General features: G+C 65.2%; 22 protein-coding genes. All 22 read right to left on the bottom strand.

The features are described 5' to 3' along the window. Window positions 1–945: a hypothetical protein gene (locus NKH71_RS03360; RefSeq protein ID WP_352894380.1), complete on the bottom strand. Its 945-nt coding sequence runs from the start codon at window positions 943–945 to the stop codon at window positions 1–3. Then, window positions 935–1,297, bottom strand: coding sequence for a hypothetical protein (locus tag NKH71_RS03355; RefSeq protein ID WP_352894378.1), 363 nt, complete (start codon window positions 1,295–1,297; stop codon window positions 935–937). Before NKH71_RS03355 ends, NKH71_RS03360 begins: the two co-directional genes overlap by 11 nt. A 3-nt stretch (window positions 1,298–1,300) precedes the next feature. Continuing rightward, window positions 1,301–1,681 carry a hypothetical protein gene (locus NKH71_RS03350; RefSeq protein ID WP_352894377.1) on the bottom strand — a complete coding sequence of 127 codons (381 nt, stop codon included), beginning with the start codon at window positions 1,679–1,681 and terminating at the stop codon, window positions 1,301–1,303. Further along, window positions 1,682–3,091: a hypothetical protein gene (locus tag NKH71_RS03345; RefSeq protein WP_352894375.1), complete on the bottom strand. Its 1,410-nt coding sequence runs from the start codon at window positions 3,089–3,091 to the stop codon at window positions 1,682–1,684. Between the two features lie 59 nt (window positions 3,092–3,150). Continuing rightward, the gene (locus NKH71_RS03340) at window positions 3,151–3,918 is read right to left on the bottom strand and encodes a phage tail protein (RefSeq protein WP_352894373.1); all 768 of its coding nucleotides are present in this window, start codon (window positions 3,916–3,918) and stop codon (window positions 3,151–3,153) included. 12 nt (window positions 3,919–3,930) lie between these two features. After that, window positions 3,931–4,659, bottom strand: coding sequence for a putative phage tail protein (locus NKH71_RS03335; protein ID WP_352894371.1), 729 nt, complete (start codon window positions 4,657–4,659; stop codon window positions 3,931–3,933). Continuing rightward, entirely contained in the window at window positions 4,652–5,728 is a 1,077-nt protein-coding gene (locus NKH71_RS03330; RefSeq protein WP_352894368.1) for a baseplate J/gp47 family protein, read from the bottom strand. The genes NKH71_RS03335 and NKH71_RS03330 overlap by 8 nt, the downstream gene beginning before the upstream one ends. Beyond that, the gene (locus NKH71_RS03325; protein WP_352894366.1) at window positions 5,700–6,239 is read right to left on the bottom strand and encodes a phage GP46 family protein; all 540 of its coding nucleotides are present in this window, start codon (window positions 6,237–6,239) and stop codon (window positions 5,700–5,702) included. Before NKH71_RS03325 ends, NKH71_RS03330 begins: the two co-directional genes overlap by 29 nt. Next, window positions 6,239–6,688 (bottom strand): phage baseplate assembly protein domain-containing protein, encoded by a 450-nt coding sequence (locus NKH71_RS03320; protein WP_352847997.1) that lies wholly within the window; start codon window positions 6,686–6,688, stop codon window positions 6,239–6,241. Before NKH71_RS03320 ends, NKH71_RS03325 begins: the two co-directional genes overlap by 1 nt. Continuing rightward, the gene (locus NKH71_RS03315; protein WP_352894363.1) at window positions 6,685–7,746 is read right to left on the bottom strand and encodes a phage baseplate assembly protein; all 1,062 of its coding nucleotides are present in this window, start codon (window positions 7,744–7,746) and stop codon (window positions 6,685–6,687) included. Before NKH71_RS03315 ends, NKH71_RS03320 begins: the two co-directional genes overlap by 4 nt. A 47-nt stretch (window positions 7,747–7,793) precedes the next feature. Further along, window positions 7,794–8,930: a DNA circularization N-terminal domain-containing protein gene (locus tag NKH71_RS03310; RefSeq protein WP_352894361.1), complete on the bottom strand. Its 1,137-nt coding sequence runs from the start codon at window positions 8,928–8,930 to the stop codon at window positions 7,794–7,796. Further along, entirely contained in the window at window positions 8,930–10,729 is a 1,800-nt protein-coding gene (locus tag NKH71_RS03305; protein WP_352894358.1) for a phage tail tape measure protein, read from the bottom strand. Before NKH71_RS03305 ends, NKH71_RS03310 begins: the two co-directional genes overlap by 1 nt. A gap of 139 nt (window positions 10,730–10,868) precedes the next feature. After that, complete coding sequence (locus tag NKH71_RS03300; protein ID WP_352894356.1) at window positions 10,869–11,174, bottom strand: hypothetical protein; 306 nt, start codon at window positions 11,172–11,174, stop codon at window positions 10,869–10,871. Between the two features lie 2 nt (window positions 11,175–11,176). Continuing rightward, window positions 11,177–11,542, bottom strand: coding sequence for a phage tail tube protein (locus NKH71_RS03295; RefSeq protein WP_352894354.1), 366 nt, complete (start codon window positions 11,540–11,542; stop codon window positions 11,177–11,179). A 37-nt stretch (window positions 11,543–11,579) separates the two neighbouring features. Next, window positions 11,580–13,094, bottom strand: a complete 1,515-nt coding sequence (locus NKH71_RS03290; protein ID WP_352894351.1) for a phage tail sheath subtilisin-like domain-containing protein — start codon at window positions 13,092–13,094, stop codon at window positions 11,580–11,582. Continuing rightward, a complete protein-coding gene (locus tag NKH71_RS03285; protein WP_352894348.1) occupies window positions 13,094–13,321 on the bottom strand; it encodes a hypothetical protein in 228 nt (75 codons plus the stop codon). Before NKH71_RS03285 ends, NKH71_RS03290 begins: the two co-directional genes overlap by 1 nt. Before the next feature lie 3 nt (window positions 13,322–13,324). Beyond that, window positions 13,325–14,074 (bottom strand): hypothetical protein, encoded by a 750-nt coding sequence (locus NKH71_RS03280; protein WP_352894347.1) that lies wholly within the window; start codon window positions 14,072–14,074, stop codon window positions 13,325–13,327. After that, window positions 14,071–14,490 (bottom strand): hypothetical protein, encoded by a 420-nt coding sequence (locus NKH71_RS03275; RefSeq protein WP_352894345.1) that lies wholly within the window; start codon window positions 14,488–14,490, stop codon window positions 14,071–14,073. Before NKH71_RS03275 ends, NKH71_RS03280 begins: the two co-directional genes overlap by 4 nt. Window positions 14,491–14,496: 6 nt before the next feature. Then, window positions 14,497–14,832, bottom strand: coding sequence for a DUF2190 family protein (locus tag NKH71_RS03270; RefSeq protein WP_352894342.1), 336 nt, complete (start codon window positions 14,830–14,832; stop codon window positions 14,497–14,499). Between the two features lie 85 nt (window positions 14,833–14,917). Further along, window positions 14,918–16,543 carry a phage major capsid protein gene (locus NKH71_RS03265; protein ID WP_352894340.1) on the bottom strand — a complete coding sequence of 542 codons (1,626 nt, stop codon included), beginning with the start codon at window positions 16,541–16,543 and terminating at the stop codon, window positions 14,918–14,920. 86 nt (window positions 16,544–16,629) lie between these two features. After that, window positions 16,630–17,253 (bottom strand): HK97 family phage prohead protease, encoded by a 624-nt coding sequence (locus NKH71_RS03260; protein WP_352894338.1) that lies wholly within the window; start codon window positions 17,251–17,253, stop codon window positions 16,630–16,632. Continuing rightward, entirely contained in the window at window positions 17,246–18,742 is a 1,497-nt protein-coding gene (locus tag NKH71_RS03255; RefSeq protein WP_352894335.1) for a phage portal protein, read from the bottom strand. Before NKH71_RS03255 ends, NKH71_RS03260 begins: the two co-directional genes overlap by 8 nt. Window positions 18,743–18,744: the final 2 nt, after the last annotated feature.

The following is an 18,744-nucleotide window of genomic DNA, read 5'->3' as shown; positions in this document are numbered from 1 at the left end:
CTATGCCCGCGCCAGGTAAATCTTGACTTTCAGGCCCAACGCATCACCCGAGCCGATCTGTGTCACGTCGATGCGGTATTGCTGGTCATCGGTGATAGCGCTGGTTGATATGACGCGCTGTATGGCCGCCGTGACAGAGGTCAGTTCGCCATTGTCCACCGTCGGCTTTGTCGAGAAGATCGACACCCATGCCGCTCCATTCCAGACTTTGAGGTCGACCGTGAAAAGGGCGCCGGAAGTCTGCGAATCGCCGAGCTCAATCCGAACGTCCTGAATGGTGCCGGCGTAGGGAAATCGGCCGAAGCGCAGCCCGGTCTGGGCAAGAACCGGCGTCGTCTCATCCGAGCACTCGACAATGACCAGCACAGAGGTGGTCGACACTTCGGCCCATTCCTTGGCTGACTTCGTGCCGGCACCACCCGGCAGCGTGCCTTCAGCCCAGGCGGCGGCAAGATCGGCCTTGGTCGAGGCGGTGTTCTTGTATCCAAGGGCTTGCCCGGCGGCAGTTGAGGCCGCCGTCGCCTGCGCCGGCGCGTCGATGATCGCCGCCATATTGTCAGAAGCCGCAAGCACGGCGGCAATGTTCATCGAAACCGTGATGACTTCCGGCCGGGTCGCCCAATATTGCGAGCGGCCGGCCCAATGCAGCGCCGAGAACCCGCCATCGACATCGACGTCTGGCGCTTCCTCTGCCCAACGACGCGCCAGTTCGACCATCGCGGCGGCTTGCGGCAGCAACGTCCCCCAGAAATTCGCGCCGGTCGCGGCCCAGGCGCCAGCCGTTTTCAGCCATTCGGCGCCCGTGGCGCGAATGATGGCACGGTCATCGTCGCGACCGAAATCAGCGGCGAGATCAGCCGCGTCCTGCACAACAAACAGGGACTGGCCAGCCGGACCGGGCACGACGACGACATTGGGGATTTCGAGGATTGCATCATACGACATCGCGCGTCACCGTTGTCAAAACTGGCCAGATCACTTTGTCGAGCACCATGCGGCTGTCAGTGCCGTCGATGCGGGCGATGTCGAAAACGACGATGGTCGAGACATCCATCGGACGCGTCGCCGCTTCCGACAGGAAGAAGGCCAGCGTGCGCGGTGCCTCGCGCTGGATCGTCAGATCAAGCGTGTCGGCTTCGAACAGCACCGGGCCGGGTACGGCCGAGCGGAACTGCGCCACCAGCCGGCCGCTGCCGATCTGTTCGGCATCCCACAGATCCTGCGGGAATTGCAGGCGCATTTCGAAATCATAGCCGGGCCGGATCGGCTCGACATCGGGAAAGACATACTTGGCCATTTTTCAGAGATCCGATGCGGCGGAGAAGAAGGTGTCAATCTGGGCGCCGGTGAAACCCAGAGCAGCAAAGCCGGCCTGCATCGTCGGATCGGCGCGCACGAAGCTGCCGCTGTTGTCATAGGCGATCTGGACGGCAGGGCCTTGCGCCGCGATCCAGTTCTCGACTTCTGCTAGCAGGCCGGCATTGAGCAGCTGCAGTTTGAACTGTCGTGCCGAAACCCGATCGGGAATGACCGGCTCGATTGGCGGCGCGGTGAAGATTTGGCCGTCGAACAGGAAGCCAGGGCAGACTTCGTCGCCGGCTTCGATAAAACCTTCCGGCTCGGCGCCCGAACGGTCGGACTGAACGACGATGCCGTTTTCGACGAGGACGAAATTGCTCATCTAGTCTCCCCAATATTTCACGCGGGCGTAGACCTCGATCGAGCCGAAGCCAAAGGCTAGGCCGAGGCCGTTGGCGTGTGTGTGTGACGTGCGCCATTCCAGGCGATAGGCGTGGCCGCCGACGACCATCGCCCCGCCGACCGCAATGCAACCGGTATCCGGCGAGGTGTTGCCTCCCGCGCCCATGCCGATGCCGACCTCGGCTCCGGCGGTCACGTCGAACAGGCGCACCTGCAGTTCGGTGCCATAGCCGACGACCTGCCATTCAACCTGGCCATCGTTCGCCGGCGTGAAGACGTTGCTGGCCAGCGCCGTTAGATTGTAGGGGTCGCGAACCTTGGTGTTGAGGATGTGCGTCACCCAGGCGCCATTGCCGGGCGCCGAGCTGCCGCCATTGGTGCCGGACGGCTTCTGGTCCTCCAGCACGGCATCAGGCAGGCCGTTGCCGCCGCCATATTCCGGCGCGGTCGCGGCGGCATTCATGCGCAGCGTGCGCCGCGCTGCGCCCTTGGGCACTCGCGCCAGAACCTTCGGCCCTGTGGCATAAAGCAGGTCACCCGCCACCAGGCCTGGCGGCGCCGCCAGGAACAGCCTTTGCCCGGCGCCATCGCCGATGACCAGGATGTTGTCGTCGGTGTCCCAGCGGATATCGCCATCGGCGGTCGGCAGCGGGTTTGAGCCCTGCCGCAGGATGTTGCTGAGCGCAGCGCCGCTGGCCCTGAAAAAGCCGAGCATGCGCCAGTTGCCGGAGCCGAGCGACTGCATCCACGCGGTATCACCAGCCTCGGTCGCAAAATCGGCGCCGCCGATCAGGATCATGCTGGTGGCGTTATGGGTCAGCGTCAGCCCGGCAGCAAAGGTCAGGCGGCGGATGGCGCCGTTCGGCGCCGAGCCGAAGGAAGAGATCGCGTCGGTGCCGGTAATCCGGACGTTGATGCCGGTGCCGTCGCCAAGATCGGTGGTGGCGGCGCTGGCGATGTCAGCCGACATGGCCGACAGATTGTCGGCGGCATCAATCAGGCTGGACGCGCCGGTGCCGCCATGATCGATATCGATCAGCCCGTCATTGTTGGCGTCATAGACCGACTTGGCCATCATGCCGTAGCCACCGACATCGACGCCGGACAGGATGTCGGTGACCGCCGCACCCAGATAGAGCTCCAGCACGGTCTTCAGCAGCGCCGGGTCGGCCGGGTCGAGCGTTGAGAGATTAACCCCGGAGGCGATCAGCACGACGCGCAGATTGGCGATGATGCGGTTCCAGTCGTCGGCTGTCAGCTTGGTCGAATCGCCATAGGACAGGCCGTTGCGCGCCCAGGAGAAGCCGTCGACATGGGCGGTGCCCATGCCCGCCGGCGGCGTCAGTTTCTTGACGACATCAAGGATACCGAACAGGTCGGGTGCGGCCATGGGTCAATCCAGTTGTGAGAAGAGCTGAGGCCGAACCGGCCGGTGCGCGTCGCGGGGCGTCAAGTTTTGATTATATACAGCACCGCCCGGTTGCGCGGCCGCGTTTCTTCGTCGCCGGTCACGACGTTGACGATGTCGACATAAGGGTTGCCGCCGCCGCCAGGATCGAAATCGCCGGTGACGATGCGCTCGCCGAGCTTCGAGGCGCGTACAAAGCCGACCTCTGACGGATTGGTCGCCGGAGACGGATTGCCGGCCTGCTTGAGCGTGACGGGATCGCCGGTCGCCGGATCGACGCGCGCGACATCGTCGGTCTGCGGACGCGCCGTCGCATAGTCCTGCAAGCTGCCGAAGACACGGCCGGCGTCGATGCCGCGTCCGTCGTCAAAGCCGCGCAGGAATTCGCCACGAAAGTCCGGCACGTTGAACGTGGAAACCGCATCGCCGACGCCCCAGCTGGTGCCGATCGCCGCGAACAGGTCGGCATAGGTGGTGCGGCTGACCGCCTGGCCATTGCATTTCAGCCAGCCGGTCGGCGCGGTTGCGGCAGCGAACATCGAGACCGAGCCGGGCGGCACCTCGATCGACGGCGTGCCGCCGGCGACGATGTCGGCGATCAGCGCCTGCAGCGCCTGCCAGAGCTGCGTCTTGTCCGCAGCATCGGGTGTAAGGCCGGCTTCGACGATCACCTTCAGTATCTCGTCCTGCGGATCGTTGAAGACATCGGCCGGAGGGATGGCGCCGGTAAGGCCGGCCGGCCGGTTCTCGTTCCAGTAAGGAATGCGCTCCTCGGATGGCGGCGCATTGCGCGGATTGACGAACTTCATGGCGGCCTCTTTTCAGACGGAAAAAACGATGGTGGTCCAGGCTGGCTTCAGCGCGTTGAACAGGCAGATAAGATCGTCAGGCAGACCGAGCCGGCCGAGCGGCGTTTCGCCGGCGCGGCCATCGCCGGCCCGGAAATATTCGACGGATACGCCGGGGACGCTGACGATCCAGACATACTCGACCACATCGCCGCCGGCGATTGCCTCAGGGCCGCCGCAAGTCGAGGCGCCGGCCCGGAACGGCGTCGGCTCCTCGATCGAGATCGCATAGCCGGCATCGGCGGCGAGCTTGATGAAATCGGCCGGCGTGATGGTGCCGCCGGAGCGGATTTTCAGCAGCAGCGAGCGCATGCGCGCGTCGATCGTCTGGTCCGGCCCCAGGCATGGATCGGGCAGCCCGTATTCGATTTCCCAGTCGTCGAGCGACGTGACCAGCGTGACCGCCGTCGATTCGAGCGCGACCCCGAACAGCGCCCGATAGGCATCGGCAAAGGCCGAGCCGGCCGCGCGCCAGAACCGCGACAGCACTGACAGCGGATCGAGTGCCTGGTTGTCGGGCGTGCCCCATGCCGCACCCTTCGGCAACAGTGCCGTCAGAAAACCCTCTGCGGCCTCATCCGAGGGATCGGACAGGACATCGCCCTGCGGCGGCGCGCCGATGAACGGGTCATCCGGGGCGAAATGGAAGAAGGCAAGCTCGTCCTCGCCCGGATAGCGCGGCCAGCGCACGGCATCAGACATAGTTGACCGTGCCCAGCACCGGCATTTCGCCGGCGACATAGATGATGTCGCCAGACGGGTTGATCAGGAAGTGCCGGTCCTCGCCGACAGCAAGGCTGATCGCCTCCGAGATCCACGAGCGCGACAGTGTGAAAGGTGCGGAAGCGACGCCCGGCCGCGCGCGTCTGACCAGCATGGCGGCAATCGAGGCGGCAATCGCCGCACGCGTCTGCACCGTGTCGACGGCAAGATTGGCGATGGTGATGTCGAGCGGCGACGGGATAGGTGCCGAAACCGACAGGCCGGCACGGATCAGTCGCCGCGCTTCCAGCGCATCCTGCACCAGGGCAATGTCGCCAGCCTCCGGAATGCCGTTGACGCGGCCTTCGAACAGGAACCAGACGCCGACCGTGCCGGGCGCGTCGGCGAATGGAAAGGCCCAGGCCTGAGTGACGCCGGGCACGGCACGGGCAAACTGCTCGTAGTCCGAATAGGCGCCGCCCTGCGGCGGCCTGCGCTTGCGGTCGAGGATGCGCGCGCGGAGGCTGGCATCCGTCTCGGTATCGGCACCGCCGCCAATGCCGCCGCTGGCCACGGTCGCTTCCAGCTCGAGATTCGGAAACTGCGTCGGGTCGGCGCGCTGCAAAGTCTCGCCGGCGGCGATGTTGGTGGCGACGCCATAATCGTCGGACAGGATGGTCAGCGTCAAAAGGCCTGTCAGGTCTGACCGGGCATCCGACACCGAGCGATAGAGCCGATTGCCGGCGATGAAGGCGATGCCGGCCGGGTAAATGGTGTCGGCATAGCCATTGAGCGTCACCACGCCCTCGGCCCGCGCCATCGGCCGGCGATAGATGCCGAGTTCGGCACCGTGGCGCTCCAGATGCTGAACGCTGGCCGTAGTGGCGAAAATCTGATCGTAAAGCCAGGCGGCGCGCAGATGCATGTCGTGCATGCCGGCGGCGACGGTCTTGACGATCGCGGTCAGATTGTTCGGCCAGACCAGCGCATCGGTGCCCGGCAGGTAGCGCCGCAAGGTGCCGCGCAGCCGGGTCGAAATCTCAGTTGGCGAGAGGACGGTCCAGGCCACGCAATTGCTCCCACAGGACGCCGAAACGGCGATCGAAGACGACCGCGCCATCGCGGTCCTTCAACGTGATTTTCAAATCGATGCGGCGCTGCGCCGGGTCGGCCGTGCCGGTCACCTCGACCGTCGAGACCGCGCCCTGGTCGATAAGCGTCTGCAGGGCGGCACGGGCATAATCTTCGGCGCGCAGCGCTGTCGCGTCGTTTGCCGTGGAACGGCGCAGCAGCCAGAGTTTCGAGCCGATCGCGGTCTCGCCGAGGTCGGTACGCAGGTCGAAACTGTCGCCCGGCCAGCCGCGGTTCTGCTCTTCGGGCGGCAGCTCGTCCGGCTCGACGCGGGCGTCGGTCATCAGGCAGAGCAGCACGGCGGTGGCAAGTTCCGCTTTGGCGCGCAGGCCGCCGGCATTGGCCTTGTCGTCGCCGGCAAGCGCCCAGTCGCCTGACGTGCCGTCCCATAGCGTATCGGGCGACAGCAGCGGTTCGCCGTCGCCGGTGAGTGGAACGATCCTTATCATCAGTGCGTATGGTGCGGCGTGTTGCCGCCGGCATCGATGATCGAGCCCGTGGCGTTGATGTTGCCGTCGACGTTGAGGTCGCCTTTCAAATTCCAGGTGCCGCCGGTCAGCGTGATGGTCCGCGAGCCGAAATCCATGGTCACGCCTCCCGCGAACAGTTTGATGATGTTTCCCGACGCGTCGTAAAGCGCCGCAGCGCCGTCCGGCAGGTCGGGCCGGTGTTGCGCGTGCTCGATGCCCATGAGCATCGCCTGTGTGCGGCGGCCGGGCATGACCATGGCAACGCCGATCGCGCCCTTGGGCGGACGGCTGGCGGCGCCATGCGGCTGGACATAGAGCAGATCCTTGAATGTCTCGCCGGCAAGACCACGACCGGAGATCAGCAGCTGGCCATTGTCGAAGCGCGAAGAGTCGATCTCGAAACGCGTCAGGTGCGCGGAAGATTTCATTGTGCCGAATACTCCGCCTTTGGCTCCGGCGCGGACCAGCCCTTGCCCGACTTCGAACCGGACGAAGTGCCGCCGAGCGCGCGCGGATCGGTCAGCGTCAGGGTCGCCCGCGTGCCGTCACCATCGGCTTGCGTGTCCTGCGTCAGTTCCACCGACTTGATGACCATCATCTGGTCGAGATAGACGCGAGGATGGCGCACATAGACCAGAAAGTTCGGCGTCCAGATTTTGCCGCCGGCATCGCGCCAGCCGGAAACGGTAATGGTCGCGTTGACCGCGAGACCAGCCGCCGCACGCGTCTCCCATTCGACCGCGTTCTTCATATGCTTCGTCGTTGCCTCGCCATCGAGAACGACGATCTTGGGGCGGCTGCGGCCGACCGATGGATCGGACGCCTTGGCCTCCGGCCGCAGTGCCTGCGGTGTCGTGCCCCGCGATTGCTGGCCGCGAACGATGACCGGGTTGAACCTGCCCTCGCCCGAAAATTCCGCTGCGGCGGAAATGATGTTGACGCCAGCCGCCAGGCCGCCGCTGTGCGATCCCTCCGGCTTCTGGACGATGCGTAATTTGCCTTCCGGCGTGTCGTGGATGATCGCCGCCTCGGCGCGCGCCAGCGGCTCCAGTGTCGAGTAGAGCGATTCTCCCGGCTCGATCTGATGCTTGGCAATGGTTTCGAACGATCCCTTCGCCTCGATGCCGATGCCGCAATTGTCGAAGGCCTCGCCGATGCCCTTGATGTCCTTGTTCTCGACCAGGCCGGTCTTGTGCAGGATCGATGTCTCGACAGCATCGACGGTGCGCGAAACCAGAGAGATGGTCGCGCGCCAGTCGTCCGATCCCTGATCGGGCCTGAGGTCGCGGACATAGCCAGTCAACAGCAGCGTGCCGTTCGCCGTCAGGCTGGCCTTGTCATCGGGCCAAGGCGGTGAGGCACCCGGCGGTATGTGCCCGGTGACCACGGCGCTGCGCACAGCCTCTTCGGCCGAGATCGAGATCGAGACATCCTGCCACGGCAGAAACAGCCCGCCTGCCTGGATGACAATGGTCTCAAGCGGCAAGGCACGATCCTCTCAGGCTGCCCTGTGGGGCAGCGTGTACACGTAGGCTACGGGGCGATGGCCTCGAAGCTGATCGGCATGGCCGCAGGCGTGGCGACGCTGTTGCGCTGGACCAGCTCGCCGGCGCGGCCAGCATCGCCATAAAGCGCGTAGGCCAGCGCCGTCGCCGGCAACGATATTTCGGTCTGAACGCTGACCAGCGGCGCCCGATTGGCGGCAACGGCACTTAGGTCGGATGCCGCGGTCGCCGCGATATCCGACAGCCATTCGCTGACTGCCACGTCGAGACCTGTGGACAGCGCCTCGAGGACGGGATCGACGACCGGCGCAATGCGGTCACGGGCACGGCGCGCATCTTGCCGCGAAATATAATCGCCGGCAGCAAGCGCCTGGCAAAAGCCGGCGGCGAAGGCGGCGGCCGACACCAGGGCGAAGACATCGGTGCCGGAAGGTGCGGCCGCAACCGCAAAAGCTTCAGTGGCTTCGGTCGGCCTCGCCGCATCGGCGATGGCGCCGACCGTGGAGACGATCGCCGCAGCAATCGGACCGGCCTGGGTGACCGGCTCTGACGACAGGCGCGTGATCGTCGCAATCTGATCGGCAATGACGGGTCGTGTTTCGGCCGGCATCTCCGCCGCATCGGCGACCGAGGCCATCGCCACCGCGGCAGATGCGGCGGCGAGTGCCGAGGGTGCCGCCTGACCGGGCGCGACATCGCGCATGCGGAACGCGGCGGCAGACGCGATCATGTCGACGCCGGCAGCGATCTTGCCGGCAATGGCAAAGGCGCCGGGCACCGCGGCGAAAGGCAACGCCGGCAGGCCGGCCGCAACGAATTCTATGTCGAAACCGACATAGCCGGCACGGCCGCGCTCGCGCGACAGTGACCAGCGCGGCACGCGGACGAGGACTGGACCGCCCATCGGCAGCACCAGCGTCGCAGCGCCCGGCGCGTTGAGCGCAGCGGTGAAGTTGCGGGCGGCGGCATCGGCAACGTCGCCCGCGACATAGGCCGAAAGACTGAAGCGCCTGACATCACCGCCCATGTCCTCGGTAATGTGCAGATCGGAATAGGCGATCGGCGAGATGGCGACGCGCCGGCCGCCTTCGGCTTCCTCGGCCTCGACGAAGAACGGCACGCCCCGGAATGACGCGGGCCGGAAGGCTTTCAGCCAGTCGCGCATCAGCGTGGCCCCATCAGATGGCCGGCATTGGATTTGCCGGTGTCGGCGCGCACCGCCTTAAGCGAGCCGATAGGCCGCGACAGGTCGGCGGCGGCACTGCGGGCAGCTCCGGCAAGCGCATTGGCGCCGGCGACGATTGCCGCTTCCAGCTTGCCCGCGACCGATGCCAGAGTGTCGGCACCAGACTTGATGCTGTCACCGGCCTGCTTGCCGCCGTCAGCAACGGACGATGCCGTCTCGACGCCGGCGCCCTTCAGGTCGGCGGCTGCGGCGTCCGTGGCTCGTTCCATCGCGCTGAAATCGATTTCGTTGCCGAAGTAGCCGGCCGGTTTTGCGACCTGAACGCTGTTGCGCACGGCGGCAGCGTGGCCGCGACCGTAGAGCCGGTATTGTTCGGCCACGCTCGGCGCAACCGGGCGCGGTGTCGGGATCGGCGTGCGGCCCGGCTGGTCCTGCCTGTGGGACGGCAGTTCTGGATTGACATCGGGCGTGCCTTTCGCGGCAAGAATGCCTTCCGGCGAACGCCATCCGCCTTTGAAAGCCGTCAGCCCCTGGTCCTGATTGTCGAAGCCGTTGCGCAGCCACCACATGCGCTTTTCCCACCAGCCCATGCCTTCCTTGTCCAACTCGGCATTGATGAACTGCGCCTTGTCCATGTTGGAGCTGACGAAATCCATGGCGCCGGTCGCGGTTGGCGCAATGCCGGAGCCGATCGAACGCATCATTCGTTCCCAGGACGCGCCCATGCGGTCGATCTTCGACTGGTTGTCGTCGAGGATGCGGCCAAGATCACGCAGGGTCGAGCCGTCGACATTGTCGAGGTCGGCAACGAACTGGTGGAAGGCGTCCTTGCCCTGGACAAGCGCCCGCATGCCCTTCTGCACCTGCAGATCGGTGAACAGACGCGGGATCTTCGACAGGTCGCCCTTGGTCGCCTTTTCGGTCAGCTCGATCATGACGTCGAGCAAGTCCTTGCCCGACTTGCGGGCCTTGTCCAGCTCCTCCGGCAGATTGATGTGGAACTTGGCGAAGTTCTTGACCGTCTCCTTCGATTCCATCTTCTGCAGCACGTTCTGCAGGTCGGTCGCGGCCTCTGAGGCGTCACCTTCGCGGATGCGGATCGTCTGCAGCGCCGACGCCAGCCTGCCAAGCCCTTTCTCGCCCTTGTAGCCGAGCGCGGCGAAGGCCGGCGCCAGGCTCGGAATATACTGCGCCATGTCCTTCAGCTCGAACTTGCCCTGCTTTCCCGAGGTGACGAGGATGTCGAAGGCGCGCTGCATCTTGTCGCCGGCAATGCCGAAATTGGTGCCGATCGAATCGGCGGTGGTGGCGATGTCGGTGATCTCCGCGCCAGCGGCCTGCGCCGTGGCGGTCACCGCCGGCAGGAAGGCCAGCGCATCGTCGAGGTCGCGGCCGGCGGCGACCAGCGTTTCAAGGCCGGAGGTGACGCTGTCCTGCGTCGTCGAATAGTCGAGCGCGGCGCGATCGACGGTGTGGAACATCTCGGCGAGCTTGTCCTTGCCGGCATCGGCATTGATGGCGATGCGGTTCAGACGCCGTTCGGCGCTGGCGAAGTGTGTCACCAGTTCCGCCGTGCCGCGTACCAGGCCATACGCGACCAGGCCGCGCACGGCGTTTGCCGCCAGCATGCTGTTGCGCGCCATCAGCCCTTGCGTGCGGTTAAACGCCAGCGCCTTCTGATTGACCTGGTTGAGCTTGCTGGACAATTGGCCAAAGGCGCCCATCGGGCCGAGCTTCGCCGACAGGCGCAGTATGGCCTCGATCGTGCGGTTGCTCATGTCTTCGGCCTACGCTTCAGGAATTCAATGCCGCGCCTGTGCAGCATGGCGATCTCGGAAAACGGCATCGGCAGCACCGTGCCGGGCTGCCAGTTGAAGAAGAACATCAGGTCATCGGCCTGAATGCCGACGACCTCGCCTACTCGGTAACCGCCGGCGCGGTACGCATAAAAAAACCGATCACCGCGTCGCGCACCAGCCTGGCGTCGGCCAGCTCGAGCACGCCAAGCTTCTCGATCCCGGGCGCCACGACACAGCGGCGAACATAGGCAGCGACGGTATCGACATTCTCGATCACGACATTGTTGCCGGCGGCGCGCTGGATTTCGTAAGGCTCGCCCAGCGCCAGCAGATCCTCGAAGCGCGGCTCCCGCAGGGTGACGCTTTCGAAGGCTTCGTCGTGGGCCTCATAGCGCTTCGACAGCGGAACGACCGTTTCCGCCATCGTCAGATCTTCCGGTAGACGCGAGAGATCAGCGCGACACCGGTGACTTCACCGGTCGCCCGGTTGATCGTCGGCGTGCCGGTGAAGGCGGCTTCGGTCCACAGATGCTGGACCCCGGTGAAGCTTTCGTTGAGCGTCACGTTGAAGCCGGAAGCCCGCATCAGCCGGTTCCAGTCGTCGGTCGGCAAATCCTCGAAGGTGAGGTTCGCCTTGAAGCCGGTCGGCTCGCTCGTGCGATACACCGATCCGTCCTGGTTCGCGGCGCCGGTGATCTCGACATTGGACGGCATGATCTCGGCCGCACCGCGCACCACGATCCGCTCGCCGGTCGAAAGACCGAACGTCATTTCTCCGCCGAAATTCTGCATCGGTTTTTCCTCTCAGTTGAATGGATGGCTGCGACGATCAGGCGGCGCGATACTGGCTGTAAAGCATCGCGTTGGCGGCGATCACGTCGAGCGGGTTGACGCGATCGATCGGCGCCATGATGTCGACGCGGTTGGCGCTCTGGCTGTTGCGCTGGACGATCAGCCGGTCGGCAAAGCCGCGGGCGTTTTCCAGCACGCCACGGTTTTCCAGCGTGTCGGCGGCGTGCACAAGTGTCGCCTTGATCGCCTTCGGCGTCGAGATCGCGCCGAGGCCGCCGGGGTTTTCGTCGGCAAGCGACTTCTGCCCGTGCTCGTAAGAAAGCTGCGCCCGGAAATAGCGCAGGATGGCGACGAGCTGGCCGATGGCCTGGATGTCGCGGAAGGTTTCGTCCGGCTGCGAATTGGCGTCCTTCTGGTAGGTGGTGATAACCTTGTCGATCGCCACGCCGCCATCGGTGTTGACGATGACGCTGGAGATGCCGGAGCGCAGCATGGTGTTGCGCCCGGCATAGGTCGGCACCAGCGAACGGTCGCGCGGCGGCCGCTCGCCTTGCACCACCAGGCCCTTCTGGTTGCGCGAGACATTGCCCGTGGCGTCGTCGGACAACCATGGCACGATGCGCGCCGTGCGAGCAGCGGCGGCCAGCCAGGCGGGCGTCGGGTTGCCGGCGGCCACAGGCAGGCGCGGATGAATGGTCAGATGGCGGTCGTTCAGCGCCAGGCCGATCGTGGTCAGCGCCGACAGCGTGCCGGCCGCGGTGGTGAAGACGTGCCCGTAAACCTGGCGGTTATAAGCCCAGCGGCCGGAGACATCGTTCATCGCCGTCGTGTAGCGGGTGATGTTGGTCGCATCCGAGAAGGGCGAGACGATCCAATCGAACGGATCGTCGCCAAGCGCCGCCAAAGCTGCCGACAGATCAGGGCTGCCGGTCGGAACCACGGTGTTGGTGATGGTGACGGCAGCCCCGGCGAAGGCGTTGCCGGCGACAACGGTCGGCACATAAAAATCATAGTCGACGTAGATCAGGCCGAGATGGCGGGCGGTGACGGTCACCGTGTCGGTGGCGACGGTGGCGGTGACCGACAGCGAGGCGCCGGTCAGCGAATTGAAATACGCGTTGATGGCTGCGGCCAGAGCTGCGGCGACAGTATTGACGCTGTCGCCCGCCGCGATCTGCACCTGCACCGGCTCGCCGCCGATCTCGATGGTGGCGACACCGCCACCGGCCGGAACCGAATTGACCTTGATGGTGTCGACGCGCGCCGTGCCGGTCGCCGGCGCGGTCATGATCCAGGTCTCCTGCGTCGGCGCGTTGAGGAAGGCGACGCGGGCCATCTCGGCCAGCATCGAGCCGGCACCGCAAAGCGCGACAGCCTCCTGGGCAGAACCGACCGGCGTCGGCACATTATCGGCAATCGCCGCGCCGGTGTTCTTGTGGCCGATCAAGAGCAGGCGCGAGGCCGACTGGTAGCTGCCGCCGGAGGTGACCTCGAAGGCAAACAGCGGTGCAACCAGGCCGGCGCCGGGAATGTTGTTGAACAGGATGCCCATCAGTTTTTCTCCTTGCGCTTGCCTGCGGACCCATGACCCGGAAGGGACTGGGCGGCAGGCGCTTCGATTGGGTCGACAACCAGCGAACCGTCCTTGACGAGCTGCATCCAGGCCGGATCTTCCATGTCGATCGTCTGGCCTTCGGCGGGAAAGTCGGTGTTCTGGCGGAAAGGATGGGGCATGCGGTGCGAAGCATCCGCCAGCCTGGCATGAACGAGATTGGCCATGATCTAGTCCTCGATATCTGGGAACGGCGGTGCTACGGCGGCAGTGGTTCCCATCTCGCCGGAAACGCCGTTTCGCTTCACCTCAAAGGCAATGGTCTGAATTGCCGGATAGGTCGGCGATGCCGCAAACCGGCTGCCGAGGTCGGCAAGGATGCCAGCCGCGTATGATCCTGCCGGGAGAAGCGAGGCCAAAGCCGCGCTCGGCTCCGGCAATTGCCCGCCGACCGTGAAGTCGTCACCGGGGATCTGACAATCGAACAGCATGGTCGTGCGCTGCCACCGAAGATTGAGTTGCGGGATCGCATGCGGCTCGAAGTCGATGCCGTCGATGGCAATGACTGCCTTGCGAAACAGCGCACCGGCGGGTGACGCGGTCAGCGTCTGGACGATCTGGCCGCACAGCGCAGCAAGCGTCAGCCTGGCTGTGACATCGTCCTCCGCCAGAGCATCGGTGAAGTCGCCGGACTCGTCGCTGGCCCCGATCGCCAGTTCGGCAACGATTTCCAGTGCCGTACGGGCGAAGCGCTCGACGCTGCCCTGCCCCTGGCCGCGCCGCGGCGATTCCGCCTTTCGTGTGTAGAGCGACACTGCCGGCGTGAACCGTTCGATCGAAAGCTCGCCCACCGAAATGCGCCGGCTGTCGAAAAAATTGCCGCCGGCCAATGTCGGAAAACCTCTGCCCGCCAAAAGGGCGGCAGTCGGCGCCAGGCACTCGATCGCGACAAGCCGCGCCATTTCGGCCGAGATGGTCATGTCGGTGCCTTGGTCGTGGCGAGCGTCAGCGTATAGTGGCCGAGGCCATCGGGATCGATGGCTGTGATCTCGAAATGCGCCAGGCTGCCGTCGTCTTGGCGCAGAACATCGCCCTCGATCGGCAGTTGGCCCTGCGGCCCCTTGCCGACAGACGCGGTGTGCCGGCCCGCCCGCATGACGCCGCCTGTGTTGCTCGAGCCGCCGCGGGGGAACGCCGAGATCATGTCGCGGTCCACACCCTCGGCCTCGCGATAGAACAGCGCGAAGACCTGCCACGGCATCCGCGCGGACGAGGCTTGCCGCTTGCCGTTCGGGCCGGTCGGGCGATCCATGGGGAGGATGGTGACAGCCTCTCCATGGACGCGCTCGACGGTCGTGCGGGCAAGCCCTGCCAAGGACGCGAATAACGAAGACACGCCGGATTAGACTGCCGGCGCGCCAAGACGGATGCGGCCGGTGGTATCACCGGAAGCGGCGGCCGCCACCGCGACGGCAAACAGCGTGTTGCTGGTCGTGGTCTTGGTGCCTTTCTTGGCGGTTGCGTCCCAATAGATCTTGTCGCCGACCGCCCAGGCCGCACCGGTCGCCTTGTCGATGTCATAGACGCCGACCAGGTGCAGTTCGAATTCGGCCGCCTCCAAGGCGGTCGTGCCGGGGATGCCGGCCAGTGACCCGATGATAACGGGAATGCCAGAGACGACGCCGCCGACCGGCGCGATTGCCGAGATCGAATTGCCCGGCTGGATGAAGTTTTTCATCGCTTCTTTCCTTGTGAAATGGGCGGCTCCCGAAAGATGGGAAATGCCGCCCTAAAGGTTTCAGGACAGGGTTTCGGCCGGGCGATCAGGCGCCCGGATTCTTGTAGCCGAAGCGGTAGTCGGTGGCGCCGACGCCGAAGTCGTGCTCGACCGACATGGCGAAGCCCTGTTTGCCGAACGGCTCGTCCATGCGCACGCGCGGCGCCTCGTAGCCTTCGAGATAGCCCCAGCGGTAGTTCGAACCGGTCGAGGGGTCGGCGAAGGTGTACCAGGCGTTGCCAGTGACCTGCGCGGTGTCGACAGGCTCCAGCTTGCCGGAGAAGATGTTGACGTTGGCGACGGTCGCCGGCGTGATCGATGCCAGCAGCATTTCCGCTTCCGTCAGCTTGTCCGGACCGACCAGCAGGAGGCGGGCGCGGTTCTCGAGCAGCAGGTTGCCGCCGACGCTCTTCTGCTTCGACATGGCAGCGCGCGCCTTGCCGACATTGGTCACGTCGATGACAGTGCCGGCACCGGCGAGATTGCCGTGGCTGGCATGGAACACCGGGTTGCCGTCCGCCAGATTGGCGTTGAAGGCGGTGCTGTAGAACATGACCTCCTCGAACAGGGCGACGCTGGCGCCATAGCTCGACAGCAGATCGGCAATGGCGCCGATGTCGTCGTTGATCAGCATCTGACGGCTGACGGCGATGGCGATCGCGTAGCTGAAGGCCTGGACGGTTTCCTTGCCTTCATTGAAGGTGCCGTATTTGATTTCGCCGGTTTCCAGCACCTTCTGCAGCATCGGAAAATCGCCGAGCTTGACGGTGGTGTGCGGGCGGAAATCGCGGAAGTTCTGCTTGCGGGCGATGCGGCGGAAGGTCGGCTGCGCCAGCGCGTAACGGCCTTCCAGGGTGCGGTTGACGGCGCTTTCGAAGATGATCGGAAAGTCCGAAGTCGAGTGCATGCCGGCGCGCGTCAGGATGTCGTCGATCTGACGGGCATTCATGACCAGGCCGCCGCGATAGTCGATGCATTGCGCGGCAAGGTCGATCAGCCCACGGCCCATGAAGCCACGGGCAGCGGCCGAAGGACCGGCTTGCGGGATCGGTGCGCCGAGACCATAGGACAGGGCTTCGGTCATGGCATTGCGGCGCGTCTCGCGTTCATCCTGGGTGATGCGCGCCGGATCGGTGCGGTTTTGGCTGGAACGGGCCGCAAGCCGATCGAACATCTGGGCACGGAAGGTCGCCGGCTCGACATTGGTGCGGATCGCGGTCTGCTCGTCTTCGGTCGAAACCTCGGCGCCGGCGGCACGGGCGGCGGCGGCGATGCCGACGATGTCGGCGGCACGGGTCGCCGTGTCGGGAGCCGGAGGCGCATTGCGGCGCGCTTCCTCTTCCTCGGCGTCCCGGATCTGGGCGCGAACCTGATCGATATCGGCGAGAAGGCCGGTGTGTTCCGTCTGGATCGTGCGCGCCGCTTCAGGCGACGTGTCGTCCTTGATCTCACCGATCTTCTTTTCGGCCTTGGTGGTCAGGTCCGCCAGTTTGCTGCGCAGCCCGGCAAGCGCGACCGACGCATGCAGAATGTGATCGGAAAGATTGAAATGCTCATGCGAAACCGGCAGCGAAAGGTGAGGCAGAGCATGAGCTGCCTCTGCTCCCAGACCGAGAATGAGGCCGGCGCACAGGATCATGGCGACGGCCGCGGAGAATGAAGCCTTTTTCATGGCTTGTTCCTTTGCGTTTCCGGGGCGATACGCCGTCGCCCTGCGTCCCCGGTGGAGCGCAGGCGGCCTGTGAGAGGGTGAACTGGTTAGCGGCCGAGCCCGGCCATGCGCTGCTGCATGGCAAGGCGGATGCGGCGAACGTCGTTGTCGTCGGCAAGCGCGCGCTCAACCATGCAGTCGAACATGTCGGATTTGGCGCTGCGAACCTGCGCGCCCGGATCGGCCGGGATCGGCACGGCAGAGATTTCCCACGGCTCCCAATCGATGACGCGGTGCAGCGGGATCTTGCCGTCGCGCTCTTTCCGCTCGACCGAATGGATGCGGTAGCCGACCGAGATGTTGGAAACGGTGCCTTCCTTGATCTTGGCGACACGATCAATGGCATCCGGGGCGGCGGACAGCTTGACGCGGGCAAGACCCTGCCCGCCTTCGATCCGCGCCGTGCCGCGCACCACAGACCCGATGACGCTGTCGAGGCTCCACTGGCCGTGTGTGTCCAGAAATGGCGCGCCGCTGTTGAGCCGGTCGAGCCGGACCGCGTTGGCGCTGACGATCAGCTCTTCATCGAACTCGCCCTCCAGCCAGGACACCCGGCGCACGGTCGCGCCGGTGGTCCAGATGACCTCGATCGTGTTGGCGGCATCGTCGAACGAACCGGCGCGAACTTCGGCGTCGCGCAGCATCTGCGGCAGGCGAATGATCTCAGCCATCCTGATTTCCTTTGGTCTGATCGCCAGGCGCCGGAGCGGCGAGGCCGTTGGCGGGCTTGCGCGGATCTATGTCGAGCGGCACGCCGGCGTCGTCTATCGCCTTCAGGAAAAGCGCGTAGTCGGCAACCACGGCACGCCAGTCGCGGCCCCATGCCGAGATAAATTCCTGCGGCGACAGGCGGCCGGAGCGGACGGCGAGGATGTCCGCCTCCAGGTCCTTCTTGGGATCGATCGGCTCGTTGGCCGGCGTGATCCACTTGACCGGATAGCCTTCCCTGCGGTCGGGCAGGATGCCGGAAAGAACCGCCCTCGCCACAAAACGGTTCAAGACCGGAATGCACAGGCGGGGAATGACAATGTGCCACTGGATCTGCTCGACCAGGCGGCGGAATTCGATCCGTCCGGCACGCATCGACGAATAGTTGGCCTGCCGCAGATCGCCGGTCAGCTGGTCATAGGTCATGCCGATACCGGCAGCCATCGCCTGCATGCCGGCGATGTAGACCTCGGCGAAGGATGACTGCGATGAAGGCTGGGCGAAGACGATGTCGGAATCGCCGATGTCGAAAATCATGCCCGGCTCTATCCGGGTCACCTTGTCGCCATTCTCGTCGGTCTTGGCGGCGAAGGGCGATGCGCCGGTGGCGGCGTTCTTGCGGAAGGCGGCAAAACAGGCCTCGACGCGCGCCTTGACGATCGCCGCGTCTGTGAGGTCCTGTATTTCCTTGGCCGTCAGAAGGATCGGCGCGAACCACGAAGCGCCCCTGACCTGGCCCCAGCGCAGCGGCCGATAGAGATGCGACAGGTCATTCCACGCGACCAGGTTCGACGAATAGGACGTGCCCTTAAGCGTCATCTCGCCGGGATGATCTTCGTGCAGGTAGAGCCCAAGACGGCGACCGTTGGCGCCTAGCTTCACGCCAAGGCGGACATTCTGATCGGCAAGCTGCGCGTCCCGCGAGGTGTCGATCTGGTCGCCTTCCAGGCCCTGCAGCCTGAACGGGACGGTGCGGCCGGCCTCATTCATGGTGATGTCGTGATAGCGAAGGACGGTGTCACCGCCCTCGATCATCGAACGAACGCCAAGCGACTGCTGGCCACCGAAATCAAGCACGCCCTCAATGTCGGCTGCGGCGCTCCACTCTTCCCACGCAAGCGAGAATTTCTTGTTCGCCCGATCGCTTCCCGTTTCGACGGCGGGCACGATGCCGGTGCCGACGACATGCGAGACCATCACGTCGAGGATGCGCTGGCCGGCCCAGCTGTCGCGGACATATTCGCGGGACCGGTTGCGAAGATTGTTGAGCGAAGCGCCGATCTCGGCATTGGACGAAGTCGGCCGGGCACGCCAGCCCTTGTTGCGGCGACCCTGGCCGGCGGCGGCATAGGCGCGAGTCTCGGCAAGCGAGCGAATGGCGTCGCGCGCCAGAATGCGGCGCACACCACGCTCCGGCGCGACGAATGCGATCAGGGCATCGATCGGGTTCAAAG

Origin of the sequence: Mesorhizobium sp. M0983, assembly GCF_040318975.1 — a bacterium.
Lineage (GTDB): Bacteria > Pseudomonadota > Alphaproteobacteria > Rhizobiales > Rhizobiaceae > Mesorhizobium.
Note: the sequence above shows the minus strand (reverse complement) of the source record. Positions and strands in the feature narration are given on the sequence as shown.

Bases quoted from the DNA above. Each gene is read 5' to 3' on its own strand.
- NKH71_RS03350 (WP_352894377.1), bottom strand. From the start codon at position 1,681: ATGAGCAATTTCGTCCTCGTCGAAAACGGCATCGTCGTTCAGTCCGAC.
- NKH71_RS03265 (WP_352894340.1), bottom strand. From the start codon at position 16,543: ATGAAAAAGGCTTCATTCTCCGCGGCCGTCGCCATGATCCTGTGCGCC.
- NKH71_RS03340 (WP_352894373.1), bottom strand. From the start codon at position 3,918: ATGAAGTTCGTCAATCCGCGCAATGCGCCGCCATCCGAGGAGCGCATT.
- NKH71_RS03300 (WP_352894356.1), bottom strand. From the start codon at position 11,174: ATGGCGGAAACGGTCGTTCCGCTGTCGAAGCGCTATGAGGCCCACGAC.
- NKH71_RS03355 (WP_352894378.1), bottom strand. From the start codon at position 1,297: ATGGCCAAGTATGTCTTTCCCGATGTCGAGCCGATCCGGCCCGGCTAT.
- NKH71_RS03360 (WP_352894380.1), bottom strand. From the start codon at position 945: ATGTCGTATGATGCAATCCTCGAAATCCCCAATGTCGTCGTCGTGCCC.
- NKH71_RS03310 (WP_352894361.1), bottom strand. From the start codon at position 8,930: ATGCGCGACTGGCTGAAAGCCTTCCGGCCCGCGTCATTCCGGGGCGTG.
- NKH71_RS03260 (WP_352894338.1), bottom strand. From the start codon at position 17,253: ATGGCTGAGATCATTCGCCTGCCGCAGATGCTGCGCGACGCCGAAGTT.
- NKH71_RS03285 (WP_352894348.1), bottom strand. From the start codon at position 13,321: ATGGCCAATCTCGTTCATGCCAGGCTGGCGGATGCTTCGCACCGCATG.
- NKH71_RS03335 (WP_352894371.1), bottom strand. From the start codon at position 4,659: ATGTCTGATGCCGTGCGCTGGCCGCGCTATCCGGGCGAGGACGAGCTT.
- NKH71_RS03290 (WP_352894351.1), bottom strand. From the start codon at position 13,094: ATGGGCATCCTGTTCAACAACATTCCCGGCGCCGGCCTGGTTGCACCG.
- NKH71_RS03295 (WP_352894354.1), bottom strand. From the start codon at position 11,542: ATGCAGAATTTCGGCGGAGAAATGACGTTCGGTCTTTCGACCGGCGAG.
- NKH71_RS03270 (WP_352894342.1), bottom strand. From the start codon at position 14,832: ATGAAAAACTTCATCCAGCCGGGCAATTCGATCTCGGCAATCGCGCCG.
- NKH71_RS03345 (WP_352894375.1), bottom strand. From the start codon at position 3,091: ATGGCCGCACCCGACCTGTTCGGTATCCTTGATGTCGTCAAGAAACTG.
- NKH71_RS03280 (WP_352894347.1), bottom strand. From the start codon at position 14,074: ATGACCATCTCGGCCGAAATGGCGCGGCTTGTCGCGATCGAGTGCCTG.
- NKH71_RS03325 (WP_352894366.1), bottom strand. From the start codon at position 6,239: ATGATAAGGATCGTTCCACTCACCGGCGACGGCGAACCGCTGCTGTCG.
- NKH71_RS03320 (WP_352847997.1), bottom strand. From the start codon at position 6,688: ATGAAATCTTCCGCGCACCTGACGCGTTTCGAGATCGACTCTTCGCGC.
- NKH71_RS03305 (WP_352894358.1), bottom strand. From the start codon at position 10,729: ATGAGCAACCGCACGATCGAGGCCATACTGCGCCTGTCGGCGAAGCTC.